The sequence below is a fragment of the Cognaticolwellia mytili genome (genome assembly GCF_002104475.1).
GTDB lineage: Bacteria > Pseudomonadota > Gammaproteobacteria > Enterobacterales > Alteromonadaceae > Cognaticolwellia > Cognaticolwellia mytili.
The window spans coordinates 1,070,586-1,088,554 of sequence record NZ_NBOF01000002.1; the positions used below are offsets into that span (position 1 = coordinate 1,070,586).

At 38.0% G+C, this 17,969-nt stretch carries 18 protein-coding genes; 13 read left to right on the forward strand and 5 right to left on the reverse strand.

Going from position 1 to position 17,969, the window contains the following annotated elements:
• The first annotated feature begins 160 nt into the window (after positions 1 to 160).
• The 8 genes from B7C41_RS09590 (at position 161) to B7C41_RS09625 (ending at position 7,654) form a co-directional block, all read left to right on the forward strand.
• The gene (locus B7C41_RS09590) at positions 161 to 1,375 is read left to right on the forward strand and encodes an aspartate aminotransferase family protein (protein ID WP_085298577.1); all 1,215 of its coding nucleotides are present in this window, start codon (positions 161 to 163) and stop codon (positions 1,373 to 1,375) included.
• A 70-nt stretch (positions 1,376 to 1,445) separates the two neighbouring features.
• On the forward strand, positions 1,446 to 2,462 hold the full coding sequence (gene astA / locus B7C41_RS09595) for an arginine N-succinyltransferase (protein WP_085298579.1): 1,017 nt from the start codon (positions 1,446 to 1,448) through the stop codon (positions 2,460 to 2,462).
• A gap of 59 nt (positions 2,463 to 2,521) precedes the next feature.
• A complete protein-coding gene (gene astD, locus B7C41_RS09600) occupies positions 2,522 to 3,994 on the forward strand; it encodes a succinylglutamate-semialdehyde dehydrogenase (protein ID WP_085298581.1) in 1,473 nt (490 codons plus the stop codon).
• 254 nt (positions 3,995 to 4,248) lie between these two features.
• Positions 4,249 to 5,046, forward strand: coding sequence for a DUF1338 domain-containing protein (locus B7C41_RS09605; protein ID WP_085298583.1), 798 nt, complete (start codon positions 4,249 to 4,251; stop codon positions 5,044 to 5,046).
• A gap of 195 nt (positions 5,047 to 5,241) precedes the next feature.
• Positions 5,242 to 5,592, forward strand: coding sequence for a DUF3802 family protein (locus tag B7C41_RS09610; RefSeq protein ID WP_085298585.1), 351 nt, complete (start codon positions 5,242 to 5,244; stop codon positions 5,590 to 5,592).
• 72 nt (positions 5,593 to 5,664) lie between these two features.
• Positions 5,665 to 6,315 carry a single-stranded DNA-binding protein gene (locus B7C41_RS09615; RefSeq protein WP_085298587.1) on the forward strand — a complete coding sequence of 217 codons (651 nt, stop codon included), beginning with the start codon at positions 5,665 to 5,667 and terminating at the stop codon, positions 6,313 to 6,315.
• A gap of 272 nt (positions 6,316 to 6,587) precedes the next feature.
• Positions 6,588 to 6,734 (forward strand): hypothetical protein, encoded by a 147-nt coding sequence (locus tag B7C41_RS20150; RefSeq protein WP_158089110.1) that lies wholly within the window; start codon positions 6,588 to 6,590, stop codon positions 6,732 to 6,734.
• Positions 6,735 to 6,988: 254 nt separating this feature from the next.
• On the forward strand, positions 6,989 to 7,654 hold the full coding sequence (locus B7C41_RS09625; RefSeq protein WP_085298591.1) for a TVP38/TMEM64 family protein: 666 nt from the start codon (positions 6,989 to 6,991) through the stop codon (positions 7,652 to 7,654).
• Positions 7,655 to 7,722: 68 nt separating this feature from the next.
• On the opposite strand, the gene B7C41_RS09630 is transcribed toward B7C41_RS09625, so the two are convergent.
• The 3 genes from B7C41_RS09630 to ccoG are packed head-to-tail and all read right to left on the reverse strand — an operon-like array spanning position 7,723 to position 10,816.
• Positions 7,723 to 8,355, reverse strand: coding sequence for a thiol:disulfide interchange protein DsbA/DsbL (locus tag B7C41_RS09630; RefSeq protein ID WP_085298594.1), 633 nt, complete (start codon positions 8,353 to 8,355; stop codon positions 7,723 to 7,725).
• A gap of 53 nt (positions 8,356 to 8,408) precedes the next feature.
• On the reverse strand, positions 8,409 to 9,383 hold the full coding sequence (locus tag B7C41_RS09635) for a serine/threonine protein kinase (RefSeq protein ID WP_085298596.1): 975 nt from the start codon (positions 9,381 to 9,383) through the stop codon (positions 8,409 to 8,411).
• Entirely contained in the window at positions 9,383 to 10,816 is a 1,434-nt protein-coding gene (gene ccoG / locus B7C41_RS09640) for a cytochrome c oxidase accessory protein CcoG (RefSeq protein WP_143764346.1), read from the reverse strand. The genes B7C41_RS09635 and ccoG overlap by 1 nt, the downstream gene beginning before the upstream one ends.
• Before the next feature lie 223 nt (positions 10,817 to 11,039).
• Between ccoG and B7C41_RS09645 the strand changes: the two genes are divergently transcribed.
• Positions 11,040 to 11,396, forward strand: a complete 357-nt coding sequence (locus tag B7C41_RS09645; protein WP_085298600.1) for a hypothetical protein — start codon at positions 11,040 to 11,042, stop codon at positions 11,394 to 11,396.
• Between the two features lie 66 nt (positions 11,397 to 11,462).
• On the opposite strand, the gene B7C41_RS09650 is transcribed toward B7C41_RS09645, so the two are convergent.
• On the reverse strand, positions 11,463 to 12,827 hold the full coding sequence (locus tag B7C41_RS09650; RefSeq protein ID WP_085298601.1) for a formimidoylglutamate deiminase: 1,365 nt from the start codon (positions 12,825 to 12,827) through the stop codon (positions 11,463 to 11,465).
• A gap of 8 nt (positions 12,828 to 12,835) precedes the next feature.
• Positions 12,836 to 13,633 (reverse strand): N-formylglutamate deformylase, encoded by a 798-nt coding sequence (hutG, locus tag B7C41_RS09655; protein ID WP_085298603.1) that lies wholly within the window; start codon positions 13,631 to 13,633, stop codon positions 12,836 to 12,838.
• Positions 13,634 to 13,986: 353 nt separating this feature from the next.
• Between hutG and B7C41_RS09660 the strand changes: the two genes are divergently transcribed.
• The 4 genes from B7C41_RS09660 (at position 13,987) to purU (ending at position 17,732) form a co-directional block, all read left to right on the forward strand.
• Positions 13,987 to 14,715: a glutathione peroxidase gene (locus B7C41_RS09660; RefSeq protein WP_085298605.1), complete on the forward strand. Its 729-nt coding sequence runs from the start codon at positions 13,987 to 13,989 to the stop codon at positions 14,713 to 14,715.
• 130 nt (positions 14,716 to 14,845) lie between these two features.
• A complete protein-coding gene (locus tag B7C41_RS09665; protein ID WP_085298607.1) occupies positions 14,846 to 16,483 on the forward strand; it encodes a methyl-accepting chemotaxis protein in 1,638 nt (545 codons plus the stop codon).
• Positions 16,484 to 16,533: 50 nt separating this feature from the next.
• On the forward strand, positions 16,534 to 16,758 hold the full coding sequence (locus B7C41_RS09670; RefSeq protein ID WP_085298609.1) for a VF530 family protein: 225 nt from the start codon (positions 16,534 to 16,536) through the stop codon (positions 16,756 to 16,758).
• Positions 16,759 to 16,871: 113 nt separating this feature from the next.
• A complete protein-coding gene (purU, locus tag B7C41_RS09675) occupies positions 16,872 to 17,732 on the forward strand; it encodes a formyltetrahydrofolate deformylase (protein ID WP_085298611.1) in 861 nt (286 codons plus the stop codon).
• Positions 17,733 to 17,969: the final 237 nt, after the last annotated feature.

The window sequence follows — 17,969 nt, forward strand, 5'->3', positions numbered from 1 at the left end:
AAGGCGCTTTTTTCTGTCATAATCCCCGTCTATTTTTTAATTGGTAATGTCATTTATTGGCGTAATGACCAATTAATTCATTTAGTTTCGTTGATAATCTATCGTCAAAACTAAAATCATATTATTGATTACAATATCCTAAATATAAGAGGAGTTTACAATGTCTAACCACTTTCCGGTAAATCGTGAATTATTTGATGATGTTATGGTACCTAACTATTCACCATCAGCTGTTATCCCTGTTCGCGGCGCAGGTTCTCGTGTTTGGGATCAACAAGATCGCGAATTTATTGATTTTGCTGGCGGCATTGCGGTTAACTGTTTAGGACATTGTCATCCTGCATTAGTTGGCGCATTAACCGAGCAAGCGAACAAAATTTGGCACTTATCAAATGTAATGACGAATGAACCAGCATTACGTTTAGCGAAAAAATTAACTGATAACACCTTTGCTGATCAAGTTTACTTTGCTAACTCAGGTGCAGAATCAAACGAAGCAGCTTTAAAACTAGCGCGTCGTTGGGCATTAGATAACTTTGGCGCTGAAAAGTCACAAATCATCGCATTTAAACAAGGCTTCCACGGTCGTACATTCTTTACGGTTACTGTTGGTGGTCAAGAAGCTTATTCTGACGGTTTTGGCCCTAAGCCTGGCGATATCGTTCACGCTGAATACAACAACTTAGAAAGCGTAAAAGCACTAATTTCTGATAAAACTTGTGCCATTGTTATGGAACCATTACAGGGTGAAGGCGGTATCGTTTCACCTACTGATGAGTTTGTGAAAGGTGTTCGTGAACTTTGTAATGAACACAACGCATTATTAGTTTTTGATGAAGTGCAAACAGGTGTTGGCCGTTTAGGTGAACTTTACGCATACATGGATTTAGGTGTTACTCCAGACATCTTAACTACTGCAAAAGCACTTGGTGGCGGTTTCCCTATTGGTGCTATGATCACAACAGCTGACATCGCTAAGCACCTTAAAATTGGTACACACGGTAGTACATACGGTGGTAACCCACTAGCATGTGCCGTAGCAGAAGCTGCATTTGACACAGTAAATACTCCTGAAGTATTAAACGGCGTTAAAGAAAAAGCACAGCTTTACATTGATGGCATCAATGCAATCAATGCTAAATACAATGTTTTCAGTGAAATTCGTGGTAAAGGCCTTTTGATTGGCGCTGTATTAACTGAAGCATACAAAGGCAAAGCAAAAGACTTTTTAAATGCAGCAATGACTGAAGGTGTTATGACTTTAGTTGCTGGCGCTAACATTATTCGTTTTGCTCCTTCTTTGGTTATTCCAAACGAAGATATCGCAGAAGGTTTAGCGCGTTTTGAAAAAGCTGTTGCGAAACTAGCTAAGTAAGTATCTATTATTAAAAACAACTAAACACTTTCATTATGGCGGTGTTTAGTTGTCTCACTGAGAGTTTTCTATGATTATTATACGCCCTATACAAAACAGTGATTATGATGCACTTCATCGTATTGCTGTTGAGTCAGGACACGGTTTTACATCACTACCGGTCAACGAAGATTTGTTGAAAAAACGTATTTCTCATGCAGAAGTATCTTTTAATAGCTCAGTTACTCAAGCAGGTAACGAAGGCTACTTATTCGTTATGGAAGATACGACAACAGGTGAAGTTGTTGGTACTAGTGGCATTGAAGCTGCGGTTGGTCTAGACGATGCATTTTATCATTACCACTTAGGTAAAGTTGTGCATAGCTCTCGTGAGCTTAATATCTACAATACAGTGGAAACGTTATCTTTGTGTAACGACTATACTGGCGCTTCAGAAATTTGTACTTTATTTTTGAGCGAAAGCCATCGTAAAAATAGTAACGGACGTTGTTTATCACGCTTTCGTTTTCTGTTTATGGCTGAACATACTGAACGCTTTTCAGAAACCGTTATTGCAGAAATGCGTGGTGTTTCAGACGAAGACGGTTCATCACCTTTCTGGAAATGGTTAGAAGAGCACTTTTTCTCACTAGACTTCCCTACAGCCGATTACTTAACCGGCATAGGTAGAAAAGAGTTTATTGCAGAATTAATGCCTAAATACCCAATTTACGTCAGTTTATTGAGCCCTGAAGCACAACAAGTGATTAACAAGGTGCATCCAAAAACGGTGCCTGCCTTAAGATTACTTGAAGCGGAAGGATTTTCTCGTCGCGGTTACGTTGACATTTTTGATGGCGGCCCTACAGTTGAAACGCAAACAGCGTTAGTTAAAACTGTCCGTCAAAGCCAAAAATGCCAAGTATTAATTGGCGATGTTGCTAATGATAATAAATATATTATTTGTAATAGCAAAGTAGCAGACTTTAGAGCAACACAAGCGCCAGTATTATTACGTGAAACTGCCAATCAAGTGGTGGTATCACAAGCGGTTGCCGATGCACTAATGGTTAATGAAGGAGACTGGGTTCGCCTAGTTGCTAATTAATCAACAGTCTTAATTTATTACGATACTCATGAGCGATAAACGCGCAGAGGAAAAAAACAATGTCACACAATGTACAATTAATTAATGGCAACTGGACAACCGGTTTAGGCCATGAAATATTTTCTAAAAACCCAGCTAAAAACGAAGTAGTTTGGCAGGGTAATACAGCATCTCCAGCACAGGTTGATGAAGCTGTTATGGCTGCGCGTACTGCTTTTGAAACTTGGTCTAATATGCCTATTGAAGAGCGTATTGCTATCGCGGCAAAGTTTGCAGAATTGCTAACTGAAAACAAAGAAGCATTTGCTACCACAATCGCCCTTGAAACGGGTAAGCCACTTTGGGAAACTCGTACTGAAGTTGGCGCTATGGTTGGCAAAATTGCTATTTCTGTACGTGCTAATGAAGAACGTACAGGCACAGTTGAAAACCCTATGCCGGGTGCAAAAGCCTTTATTCGTCACAAGCCACATGGCGTTGTTGCGGTATACGGCCCTTACAACTTCCCTGGTCACTTACCTAACGGTCATATTGTTCCTGCTCTTATTGCTGGTAATACAGTGGTTTTCAAGCCAAGTGAATTAACCCCTATGGTTGCTGAAGAAACCTTAAAACTATGGTTACAAGCGGGCTTACCAGCTGGCGTAATCAACATGGTTCAAGGTGAAGTTGAAACAGGTAAAGCATTAGCAAGTCATCCACAAATTGACGGCTTATTCTTTACAGGTAGTTCAACAACTGGTCATTTCTTACATGAACAGTTTGGTGGCCAACCAGGTAAAATTTTAGCGCTTGAAATGGGTGGCAATAACCCATTAGTAGTTAAAGATGTGACTGATATTGATGCTGTAGTACATGATATTCTCCAGTCAGCATTCATTACTACAGGTCAACGTTGTACTTGTTCTCGTCGTTTATTTATTGAAGCTGGCGAGAAAGGCGATGCAATTTTAGCTAAGTTAGTTGCAAGCACGCAAGCGATTAAAATTGGTTACTATGACGATGAAGAACAGCCATTTATTGGTTCAATGATTTCTGAAAAAGCAGCGTTAGGCTTAGTTGCCGCTCAACAGCAATTGTTTGATCTTGGTGGTGAATCAATCGTTATGATGAAGCACCTTGAAGTAGGCACTGGTTTTATCTCCCCGGGTATTGTTGATGTAACTAACATTACTGACATGCCTGATGACGAGCATTTTGGTCCACTATTAAAAGTGTATCGTTACACTGATTTTGATGCGGCAATTGACGAAGCGAACAATACTTCATTTGGTTTATCTGCTGGTTTACTAAGTGATAGCGAAGAGTTATATAACCACTTCTTCCGTCGCATTCGTGCTGGTATCGTAAACTGGAACAAGCCGATTACTGGCGCAAGCAGTGCTGCCCCATTTGGTGGTATTGGTGCCAGTGGTAACCACAGAGCTAGCGCATTCTATGCGGCTGATTACTGTGCATACCCTGTAGCATCAGTAGAGGCTGAAAAAGTTGCATTACCTGCAGCCTTAAGCCCAGGCTTAACGATTAAATAATCCTTATCATTTAACCGTATGAAGCTTCATTGCCCAATAAAAAAAGCTGGGATACGTCCCAGCTTTTTTAAAAATATCGACCAAATATAACTGCCGTTCTGAGTGGTTATCAAACACGTTTGTCCTAAATATTTGTTGAATAGCTTTATTCACTGAATACCTAGCTAAATAGCTTTTGCATACCATTCAACCGACTTTACACATTAAGACCGCACGTCGACACAAATTTTATTTTATGCATTTAGGAATTTAACATGACTCCCGTTAAGAATTTATTTAACAACATTTGGCAAAACTATTTAGAAGTAACTCCGTCAGCTGATAAAGTTCATCAACTTTTAGGTACAGGTAGCGATTTGATAAACGATCACGTTGCTTACCGTACTTTTAACATCGCAAAAGTTAACATTGAGAAGATTTCGGCTCACTTACTTAACTTAGGTTACACCGAATGTGGTGAATACCACTTTGAAGCAAAAAGATTATACGCAAAACATTTTGAACATGCCGATACAAACTTGCCAAAAGTATTTATCAGTGAGTTACTTGTTGAAGAATTCTCACCACGTGTACAAGAAATCATTGAAAAAATGGTTGCTGGTATCAATGAAGGCGATGTTAACGTTGAAAACTTCTTATATTCTGGTACCCACTGGAAAGTAAGTCATCAAGAATACTTAGACCTATTAGCAGAAAGCGAATATGCTGCATGGGTTTCTGCATGGGGCTACCGTGCAAACCACTTCACAGTAAGTATCAATCACCTTGAAAGCTATGATTCAATTGAAGCTGTAAATGATGCCGTCAAAGCCGGTGGTTTTACATTAAACAGTGCTGGCGGTGAAATCAAAGGTGATGAAGGCGTGAAACTAGAGCAATCATCAACAATGGCCGACAGCGTACTTGTTGAGTTTTCAGATAAAACGGTAGCTATTCCAAGCTGTTTTTACGAGTTTGCAAAACGCTACCCTCTGGAAAATGGTGAGCTTTACACTGGTTTTGTTGCTGCATCAGCCGACAAAATTTTTGAAAGTACAAACGCTGCCGCGTAGTAATTATCCATCAAATACTGGCACCTATTCTGATGTCGAATAGCTGTCAGTATTTGCTCTACTTCCTTGCCCCTCCCATACTCATAATAAAATAGAAATTTACTTATTTAAAAAGCTATAACTACTTTCTGACTTGATCACAACCTTCGTTTACAGGTAAAGTAGTACACCAACCGAAATAAATAGTTGCATTAAATGGTTACTAATACCGAAGGTTATATTCATATTATTGAATACTTAACTGAACATTTAAATCTCTTTGAAAACAGTACTAGTACGTCAGGAAAAAGTACAGTAATTGAAGTAATAGAACAAGAGATGAGCGAGCAAATCATCACTTTATGCAACCAAAATGAAAGCTTAACTTTCAATCAACGTAATACTATAATTCGTGAAATAGATGCGATTGTTTACGATTTACAAGAAATACTGTCTGGTGTTGTTAATAATGCAGTTAATGATGAACAAATGATCTTTATTAAAGAGTTTTCGATATTAATTAAAAATTTATTTGATACTGAAATTCATAGCCAATTCTCATTATAATGAATCGCAGTACTAATATTGTAGCTGACTACCAACAAGGTTAGATGCTTTCCAAAAGATACAAGTAAATCTATGTTAACTGAAGCAGTAAAAAATCATTTATGTAAGGTTACTCTATTAGGTAATCTGGTCAGTAAACCTGACATTCGTTATCAAGCAAACCCCGTAATCGCCGTTGCAGAATTAACCTTAGCGACCCATAGCCGATGGTATGATAAGCCAAGCAAGCAATTTAAAGAATGGACCAGTTACCACACAGTTAAAGTCATCGGGAATATTGTCGAACTGGCACTCATTCATGCCGACAAGGGGGATATTATTTTACTGCAAGGGTATTTGATCAACAGTAAAAATAATAATCGAGAAATCATTCATGCTAGTTATGCTCAAACTTACCCAAAAGGTTATGCTCAGTCGATAAACCAAATTCACTATAGCGGTACAATTCTTTCGGATATTAAAGTCATCATGACTGAGAATAATAAAGAGTTTAGCGAAGTTATTGTTGAATCAAAACAAACTATTTACTCGTCACTTACTCAAAAAAGTCATATTGTTTCCGTTCAACGGCCATTACATATATGGGGCAAACAGGCACTTTATATCGCGGCACACGGAAAATTAAACGATCAGATAATAGTTGACGGTAAATTGAACTATCTTAATAATAACAGTAAAAATCAATTTATAGACGCTCATCAGGTGGTGCTACTGACGAAGTAATAAATTGTTTTCGAATATCAGTAATTTTCAGTAATATTTCACTTGCTGATGAAGAAAACGCTGTTGCGGTTGAATTATTTCCTATTGCAGAGTTATCTACAGTAAACTTAAGCCAAGATGTATGGCATAGTGTAACTCCTGTAAGTAGTACTGAAGATGAGTACTTTCTAGCGATAAGAAACAGTAAAGTTTATCCCTTAAATAGCAAAGATATTGGCAACTCGAGTTTGCTCGATTTAAAGATAGCTCTTAAAATAGCTAAAATAGTTGCTTTGACTACCATAGCGCTAGATCCTAATTTTAATTACCCTGATCGCAAAGGTTTTAACACTTTATATACCGCTCATGTTGAGCACCATAGCAGCAATGAATTTAGTAAGTCAGCAGCGTTACCTTACAATGCTGTCATTATGCGTTAGCAACTGAATAAGAACATAAAGCAAGATATTGAAGTTAGCTATCAACATGAAGTCATTCGTTCCCCTATCCATCAAACAAGTGAGGCAATTAAGTTTTAATCCCTTCACGGAATATTGGCATGATGAATTTGGCTTGCTCTACATCATGATGGCGAGTAGTAAAGCCACGCCTGTCTTAAGCAGTCATTGTATTCAGAGAAAAAAGTAAAGTAGGTATCCAGCCACTTAATCAATGGCAACAACAGGGCACATTTATGTTTAAGAAAAAATCTATATTTAAGTTAGCGTTACTAGCAACATTGCTGTCACTGCTGTTAGTCATGGCGCTTTCAGCGACACTATTAAGTAGCTATAACCTTAATATTCAACAATATTTGAATAGTTTGATACCAAAAACTTTTTTTGGCGCATTAACATTTATATTACTATTGATACCAGCAATGGCAGCTGGCATGCCACGACAAATAGCAGCTTTAAGCGCTGGCTTTCTATTCGGGGCAGGCTATGGCGTAGTGCTAGCAACTCTTTCTGCTGTATTGGGCTGCCTATTAACACTGATAATTTCTCGTAAACTGCTCGCTAATGTAATTGCACAGCACTATCCACAGCCTTTGGCAAAAGTCAGCCTTTTCTTTGGTCATAACACTTTTTTAAAAGCGCTTATCATTCGTTTATTACCTGCAGGATCTAACTTTCTTACTAATGTATTAGCTGGTACAGCACATTCGCCTATTAAACCTTATGTATTAGGCTCCGCACTTGGTTTTATCCCTCAAATGGCAATATTTTCTTTGATGGGCGCTGGCTTACAAGTTAATGGCCAACAACAGTTTATCATTAGCCTTGTACTGCTCATTGTTGCGTTTCTCTTAGGTAGTTACCTCTATAGAAAAAGCCAAAATAAATTGACGTTAAACTGAGCATTTTTCATATTCTAGGCAATAAAAAAGAGGCCGTAGCCTCTCTTTCAACCAATAAAAAAATTAGCTTATTTCAATGTTAAAAGGTGATTAACCAAATTAATATAATCTTGCTCAAAGTTGTTTCTATCCAAGCCTTTCGCATCAACACGGTATTTACCATTAACAATAACCGCTGGAACTCCAGTTAACGCACCTTTCTTAGCAAAATACTCTTGCTGCTTTTTCATCGCTTTCGCTTTACTTACCACGCCAAAGCTCTTCATTAACTTATCAAATTTTTCACCGTCAGCACCATTTAAAACAAAAACGTTACGAATATCTTTTTCTGAAGTAAATACCGCTCTTTGCACTTGAATGTAATTAAATATTGCGCCGATAACTTTCTTTTCAATGCCCATTTTATGTGCAACAACAACTGCTTTACTTAGCATACCTTGTATTTTAGGCGAAGCAGCGCGTAAAAAATCTACATGATTCATCTCAAATTTGGCCTCTTCAGGAATCGAAGTTTTTAGCTTCGCCATAAAAGGTTCAAACTGCATACAGTGCGGACAATAGAATGAGAAAAACTCACGAACTTCTGGCTTTTTCGATATTTCTTCACTGACCTTAGTGTAATGCTCGCCTTCAGTATAATTTGCTGCAAAAGCAAATACTGGTAACAACATTAAAGCGAATAAACTCACTAACTTTTTCATAAAATTACAATTCCTATCATTAAAAATAAATTCAATAGCGTTGAACGCTGTTGCTATGGCATTAAGCTAAGCGGTGGCTGCTGTAAGGCTGACATTTGCTCTTTAAGCATCAAAATTTGTTGTTCCCAATATTTCTCAGTATTGAACCAAGGAAAATTATGTGGGAATGCTGGATCTTGCCAACGTTTACATAGCCACGCCATATAATTAACTACCCGCATAGTACGCAATGATTCAATTAAAGGCAATTGATTGGTTTCAAAGCTATAAAACTCATCATAGCCCGACAACATGGTATCTAGCTGTAATAATTGTTGTTGACGATCACCACTGAGCATCATCCAGAGATCTTGTACCGCTGGCCCCATACGACAATCATCTAAATCAACAAAGTGTGGCCCTGCATCAGTCCAAAGAATATTCCCTGCATGGCAATCACCATGTAGGCGAATTTGTGATGTAGGTTGATATTGCTTACTAGCCACAGCAATAACTTGCTCTAAAATAGTGAAAAAAGGTAATGTTAAGCTTTTAGGCACAAAGGTAGAACCTTCAATCGTTTGCTGTGCTTGTTGCAACATTTCTTCACTATTAAACGTTGGTCGTTCGGTAAAATCTTTTTTAGCCGCAATCGCATGGATACGGCCCAAAAATCGTCCCATCCATTCAAGTTGATCAAGATTATCAACTTCAAAAATACGACCGCCACGGCAAGGGAATATAGCGAAATGATAGCCTTTATAGCTAAATAGTGACTCGCCATCAATTTTCATCGGCGCCACTAACGGCAATTCATGAGCATCAAGTTCAAACGAGAAATCATGCTCTTCACGAATTTGTGTCTCAGTCCAACGCTGCGGCCGATAAAACTTCGTCACATATTTTGTTTTATCGATATCATGAAATTGATAAACACGGTTTTCATAGCTGTTCAATGCCAACAAGCCACTATCAACAGTTAAACCAGTACTTTCCAAGCCATCAAGAATTAAATCTGGCGACAGCGAGGTAAAATCGAATACCGCCATTAACGTTTATTAAAGAAGCGGCTTTCATGTTCAAGCTTGACCTCATCCTTATCCGAAACTAATTCAATAACAAAGCTAATATCTGTCATATAACCTTCTAATTCATATGGATCAACCGAAAGACTAATCGGTAATGTATATACGCTTGCGGCTTTAACAAAAACTTCCTGATCACCATGCCACTTAGTATTTTTAATACCTTTAACTGAGATGCGATAATAGTTATCTTTTTGTGATTTATTGAGAATTTTAAGCGTGTATACATTTTCAATATCACCATTAAAGTTCTCTTTCGCCAGCTCAGTTCTATCACGAATAATATCCATAGAAACGGGTACCCGACTGGATATTTCCATAATAAGCAAACTCGTCATCACAACCAGTACAATGGCATAACCAATTAATTTACCACGAACAAAGTGAACTTTTTTACCTTCTAAATCGTGCTCTGTAGTATAACGAATCAAGCCTTTATCGTACTTCATTCTGTCCATGACACCATCACAGGCGTCGACACAAGCACCACAGTTTATACATTCATACTGTAAGCCGTTACGAATATCAATGCCGGTTGGGCAAACCTGGACACATAAATTACAATCAATACAGTCACCTAGCCCCATCTCTTTGGGATCTTGCTTTCTAGAGCGCGGGCCACGGTTTTCACCACGTTTAGCATCATAGGAGACAGTTAAGGTATCTTTATCGAACATTGCCGATTGAAAACGCGCATATGGGCACATATGCAAGCACATAATTTCTCGCATCCAACCAGCATTTCCATAAGTACAAAAAGCGAAAAACCATACTGTTGCAGCTAATGTAAAAGAGGCGTTGAAAGTAAAGAAGTCAATAAACACATCTTGTACTGGCGCAAAATAACCAGCAAAAGTTAATGCTGTTAATACGGAAAAGAAGCCCCAACAAAAATGCTTAAGCGCTTTACGCCAAAACTTATTAACGGTTAATTTCTGACTATCGAGCTTTTTCCGCTGATTAGCACTACCTTCTATTTTTTCTTCAAACCAAATAAAGATAAAGGTCCATACGGTTTGTGGACACAAGTATCCACACCATACCCGTCCTAAAAAGGTGGTAATAAAAAAGAGTAAAAAAGCACTGAGAATAAATATCCAAGCCAACAATGTCAGATCTTGTGGCCACAGGGTAACGCTCCAAAGGGTAAAACGTTGCTCGCTAATATCGAATAATAATGCTTGATGCCCTTCATACTGTAACCAAGGCAGCAACGCAAAAGCAGCCAAAAAAACAAAGTTCATTTTTTGGCGTATTTGTTGAAATATTCCTTTTACCTTGCGAACATAAATTTGATCACGAGGCTTATAGGCAGCATTTTTATCTGGCTGATGAATTTCAACATTTTTAACTGGAATCTGCCGATCTGTTCGACTTTTATTATCGTTTGGTTTCAAAGCGGATCCTCTTGTTCGATTCTTAATTCGATAAAGCAGCCTAATTATAACGAATTAGCACTGATTACCTATCAAAAAATAGTAAAATATTGCTTTGTCAGTACGAAATTGACTATTCTCACTATATTTCGTCCGATAAACAATAATGTTCTGTGCGAGTTATAAATTAACCAAGTGTTAACTGCTTGTTATTTATACACACAACTTGATTATAAGGTAGGGTATGAAAAAATTATTGATCTTAATCGTGGCTGGTGCTTTATATTTACATTTTTATCCAAATGAAGAATTAAATACTTGGTTATCCGAACAAAAAACAATGGCACTTGAGACTTTTTCAGACGCTACAGATACCAAAGTGAGATTAAAAGCAGATAAAATATACCAAGATTTACAACAGAACTTTGCTCAATTTACCCCAAAAGAAGAAGCATATGTTGCTGAAATCACAGCAAGTAGAAAAAGTGTTAAAGAATTTTATAACAAGTATTGTAGTTCGCAAAAGCAAACACCGAAATTACATCACGAGAATGTCAAAAGAGTTTGCCAAGTGATCAACAAATACAGTAGCTTGCTATAGTCATATCAAAATAGTACTAGGTAACCTCAACTAGTACTGTTATTCAAAATGACGGCTAATCAAACACTACGCTGACAACCTTGATAATAATTGTGCAAACTTGTCGGCACTACCTTGTTCAAGTGCATGCTTTCCTTCGCGAATAGTCCATTCTCCGTGCACCATCACATCACCAACAAGGTTTTGCTGACTAGCAAAAATAACGCTATCGAGTAAGTGATCATCGTCATGGGCAAACAAACGTAATTGACTGTCATCTAATACCAGTAAATCCGCTTGTTTTCCAATAGCTAATTCGCCGGTATTACTATTAGTGCTCTGGGCACCACCAAGCGCTGCTCTTTGCCATAAGTTTAGACCAACAGACTTCTGCTCTGAAGTTGCCAACAATGCCCGTTGCTGTTTACTCAAGCGTTGCGCGTACTCTAACCAACGTAGCTCTTCAATTGGATTCACTGAAATATGACTATCAGAACCAATGGCAAAAGTACCTTCATCGATAAGAAATTCATCGGTAGGGAAAATACCATCACCCAAGTTTGCCTCAGTTGTTGGGCAAATACCGGCAATAGCTTCGCTAGCAATAATGCCTTTACGCTCTTGCTTATCAATGTGAGTGGCGTGAATTAAACACCAATGTTTATCTAAGTCGGCATTGTCTAATAACCATTGCACTGGACGTTGACCATAATGAGCAAGACAGTCATCAACTTCTTTTTGCTGTTCAGCAATATGAATATGCACTGGAGCTTGTGGGTCTAGTGATCTGACATGTGTAACAGCCGCTGAAAGTGAGCTCTTATCAACCGCTCGTAATGAATGCGGCGCAATACCAACATTACTATTAGTTTGAGAGCCAGCTATTTCAAAACAATCACTGACCAAGCTATTAAACTGCTCAACTGAGTTAATAAAACGTTTTTGTCCAGTATTTGGCTGTTGCGCACCAAAACCACTAAACCTATACAGTACGGGTAACAATGTTAACCCAATACCTGATTGCTTAGCCGCTGAAAAAATTGCTTGTGCCATCGCAGATAAATCTTCATGATTTTCGCCATTAATATCATGATGTAAATAATGAAACTCCGCCACGCGGGTATAGCCCATTTTTAACATTTCAATATAAAGTTGAGTCGCGATAACTTCAGCATCTTCAGATGATAATTGCTCAAGAAACTTATACATAATACTGCGCCAAGTCCAAAAGCTGTCTTTCCCTTCACTTCCCTGCTCACTAAAGCCAGCAAAAGCTCGTTGAAACGCATGCGAATGGCAGTTCACCATACCGGGAATAACAACCCCTTTCGCACGTTCGGCACCATCAACAAAGCCACTAGTAATATCAGCAATAACACCGTTTTCAATCGTTAGGGTTTGATCACACGCCCAACCATCGCTAAGCAAAATTTTATTGGCAAAAAGTTTCATACGTATCTCTATTTTTCTGATGGCTGTTGAGCAAAATCTATCAACACTTCTACTAGTGCTTTAAGCTTAGGTTGGACTTGTTTTGCAAACGCTTCATGATAAGTCATTTCTAGCTCATGCATATACGTTCGCTGCGACAGCTCAAGTTGTATCGCATGTATGTTGTCTTTTGGTTGGCCGTAAGCGCGAGTAATATAGCCGCCTTTAAATCGGCCATTACACACCATAGAATATGGCGCGTAGTCAATGTCGGTAATTGCCTCGACTAAAGCCGCTGAACAACTTTTACCGTCTGAACTACCAAAGTTAAAATCAGGTAGTTGACCTGTAAAAAAACGTGGTACTTCAGAGCGAATTGAATGAGCTTCAAGTAGCACTGCTTGACCAAACTGCTGCTTTAAGCTTTGCAAGGTCGACGCTAATATTTGATGGTAAGGCTGCCAATAATCAATTACTCGTTGACCTATTTGTTTTCCATTTGGAGCACTGTTATTTTTGTACAGTGGCGACAAATCAAAACCGGTGGTCGGACAAAGTTCAGTACTATTTGCACCTGGATACAAATCAACACCGTCAGGGTCACGATTTAAATCAATAACATATCGGCTATATTCAGGGATGAGGATAAATGCGCCAAGTTTTTCAGCAAAAGCATATAAGCGATCCATATACCAGTCAGTATCAGTGACTTCTAAGCCTTTATCCGTCATGACTCTAGCAATATCTGCAGGAATTTTTTCACCATTGTGTGGCATGCTGATTAATAAAGGTACACTACCTTTAATTAAACGGTAACTTTTTGACATTTCACCCTCTCAAATTGTATATACAACTTTAATGTTGATAATTTACCATGTCATGATCAGAACATGAAATACTTTCGTGTTGTTTGTTTCGATCTCTACCGTAATTAGTCTAGAAATTAATGCTCTATAGTTGGTCAGAATATGAATAAAGCACATCATTTTGAAATAAAATAAATTAATTCGCTTAATATAATATATTGCTACACTGAATGACGAACATTTGCGTTTCACTTATCAATCTATTTTTTAGATTGATAAGTTCAGTTTTATTCGTTTTACCTAAACTTGGTGATATTGGATAATAAACTCATAGCAATCAGCAGTAGTATTTAAGATTAAATAACGGAGCCATTATGTTAGAAAATAAAGAGCAACAAAAAGTCCCAAATGTTACCTTCACTTTACGTGCTAATGATGAATGGACAACACGTAGTAGCGATGAAATTTTTAACAACAAAACGGTTGTAGTTTTTTCATTGCCAGGCGCATTTACTCCGACATGTTCATCATCTCATTTACCACGCTACAACGAATTAGCTCCAACGTTATTCGCTAATGGCGTTGACGAAATTATTTGTATGTCAGTTAATGATACCTTTGTCATGAATGCTTGGGCACAAGACCAAGATGCCGACAATATCAGCTTTATCCCTGATGGTAATGGTGACTTTACTGATGCAATGGGTATGTTAGTTGATAAAGCTGCCATTGGTTTTGGTAAACGCAGCTGGCGTTATGCAATGCTGGTTAAAAATGGCATCATTGAAAAAATGTTCATAGAACCCGATGTACCAGGCGACCCATTTGAAGTATCAGATGCTGACACTATGTTAAGTCACATTAACCCTGCAGCATGCCAAACATCAGCAATAACAGTTTTTAGCAAACCAACATGTCCTTACTGTAAAAAAGCGAAAGCATTATTAACAGAGAAAGGTTTTACCTTTGAAGATTTAGAAGTGGGTAAAGATGTAAACTTAACAATGTTTAAAGCCATTACTAATGCTGATACCGTTCCACAAGTATTTATTGATGGTAAGCTCATTGGTGGTAGTGAAGCATTAGCTGCACACTTTAGCTAATACCATCATGAAGCTAAAAATGTTTTATGTCTAACAACATTTTTAGCTTCATTCATTGATTTAAAACATAGTATATTTATCAAACTCCTTCTATTCTAAATATAGGTACTACTTAAAATAGTGAGGGTTTATGCATATATTGCGACAAATAACCATCAAATCTCGCCTTAGTCTCATCATCAGTGCACTTGTTATTGGCTTAGCTATACTAAGCATCGTCAGTTTATATAACGTTTATCAAACACTTTACAGTCAACAACAAGAAAAAGTACAACAAGAAGTAGAAGCAGCTATAAGCCTTGTAGATCATTTTCACAAATTACAATTATCCGGTGAGTTAACAGAGCAACAAGCTCAAAAGCAAGCTCAATCGCTATTAATGGCCTTCCGGTATGGTAATAACAACTACGTCTGGATAAATGATCTACGGCCTAATATGATCATGCACCCCTTCAAGCCTCAATTAAATGGTAAACCTATCGGTCATGTTAAAGACCCTGACGGCACACCATTATTCATCAACATGGTGAATGTCATTAAGACATCAGGAGAAGGTTTTGTCCCTTATAAATGGCCAAAGCCTGGGGCAGAAAATCCGGTTGATAAAATCTCATTTGTTAAACTTTTTTCACCATGGAATTGGATCATTGGCTCTGGTGCATATATCGATAACATTGACGAAATTTTCGCTAAGCAACGTGACATTGTTTTACTTATTTCATTCATACTTGCAGCCAGTATTGGCATTATTGTTTATGTCATCGGAAAAAGTATATTGGTGCCTGCAAGAGCGGCATCAAATTTAATGAAAAATATAGCACAAGGTGACGGTGACTTAACCAAGCAACTGGACCATAAGGGCAAAGATGAAATATCAGGCTTATCACATTATTTCAACTTATTTACTGAAAAAATGCGTTTGTCGTTATTAGAAATTACTCAAAGCTCTCAACAAGTAATGCAAAATGCAGAGTTATTATCCCAAACGAGTAAGAGTAATAATGATTTTGTTCAGATACAAAGTGACAACACAACACAAGTTGCTACCGCGATGGAACAAATGACCGCCAACATCAAAGAAGTAAGCAGTAATGCTGAGGCTGCTGAACAAGCAGCAGAACAAGCAAGAGAAAATACCTCATCAAGTAAAAAGGTTGTTTCAACCACTATTTCACAAATTAACGGCTTGTCAAAAGATATTGATCAAGTTAGTGACGTGATCACCCATTTAGCAGAAGAGTCGCAAAATATTGGTGCTGTATTAGATGTGATCAGAAGTATTGCAGAACAAACTAATTTATTAGCTTTAAATGCAGCCATCGAAGCTGCGAGGGCTGGAGAACAAGGTAGAGGGTTTGCCGTAGTTGCCGATGAAGTGAGAACTTTAGCCAGTAGAACAGGGCAAAGTACTGATGAAATTCAGCTCATGATACAAAAACTACAGGCAGGTGCAAACCAAGCGGTTTCAGCAGTAAGAATTAGCCAAGAAACCTCCATAGCCACTGTCGAAGGAGCAACAAAAGCGGATGCTTCTTTAAATGAAATTGACCGTTTAATGGATACAATATTAGATATGAACTCTCAAATAGCTCGTGCTACAGAGCAACAATCTTACGCCGCTGATGAAGTGAATTTGAGAATAAACGAGCTAGCAGATATGACAAACGAGTCTGTTGAAATGACTGAGAATCTAGCCTCGGCGAGTATCGAGCTTAAAAAGAATAGTGATGAAGTGTCAAAAATCATTCACCATTTTAAACTACAATAATCTGCTAAAATAACGAACAATTACATTCAACAACATCATTGATAATACCTATGGACAAGCAACCTTATAATCCCCTGCATGGTGTAACCTTAAAAACCATCGTTACTCAGCTCGTTGAACACTTCGGTTTTCCCTATCTAGAAAAACAAATCAAAATCCGATGTTTTACCGATGATCCCAGTATTAATTCGAGTTTAAAATTTTTACGCAAAACCGAATGGGCGCGTGAAAAGGTTGAGGCACTTTATATCCAACATAAAACTGAATTGAATTAGTTTTAAGCCAAGTAAGACCTGAAAAGGCATTAGCATATAGCGGAAAAGTATTTATCATCATTTACCCGAAATGACACACTGGAAAGTCATTGTAATTAAAGATTGATAAAGACATGGAAAACACGCACCACTATATTTTAACTTGGCAATGCCCTGATACCTCGGGTGTATTAGCTAAAATTACCCAAAGCTTATTCGAGCACGGTGCATTTATTACTGAAACTTGTCAGTACAGTGATCCCTACACCGAGACTTTTTTTTCTCGTATCGCTTTTGATGATCGAGAATTAAACGTCACCATCGATGAGTTTGCCCAAGCACTTGATTTACTAGCCAAACCACTAAACATGGAATATCAACTGCGTGAGCGCAGTAATGTACCGAATATAATTATCGCTGTATCAAAAGATGATCACTGTTTACTTTCTTTACTAACAAAATGGAAAGCTGGCGTGTTACCAGTCAACATTGTTGCCATTACCTCAAATCACATCGATTGTCAGGCGCTTGCACAGTGGCATCAAGTTCCCTTTCATCATTTACCAATAGATAAGAACAATAAAGCTCAGCAAGAACAGCAGCTTTTAGCACTTTATCAACAATATAATGGCGATTTATTAGTGCTTGCCCGTTATATGCAAATATTATCGGATGAGCTGTGCCATAACTTACGAGGGCAGGCAATTAATATTCATCATTCATTCTTGCCAAGCTTTAAAGGCGCAAGGCCGTATCACCAAGCTCATCAACGTGGTGTAAAAGTCATTGGCGCAACTGCACATTATGTTACTGCTGATTTAGATGAAGGGCCGATTATTGTTCAAGAAGTAAAACCAATTAACCACACATTTACTATCGAGCAAATGGTACATCTTGGCCATGACTTAGAAGCCGCAGCACTTTGTCAGGCAGTAAAAATGCACGCTGAGCAACGTATTTGCTTAAATAAAGATAAAACCGTAATTTTAAGCTAACTTTTCAAGAAACAGCGCTACCGTATTAGCAGGTTGGCATTAGTAATAGCGTTAATCAAATTTTAGCCATTAAAAAAGGATGCCAAACATCCTTTTTATCTAAGTTCTCTTGAGAACTAAAATCAACCTTTTCTCAAAAGAGCATGAGTCCATGCATACTTTAAGGTAAGAGTAGATGCAACAGCCGCGGTATAACCTAATTAAACTTTAGTTATTAAAAAAGGATGCCGAAGCATC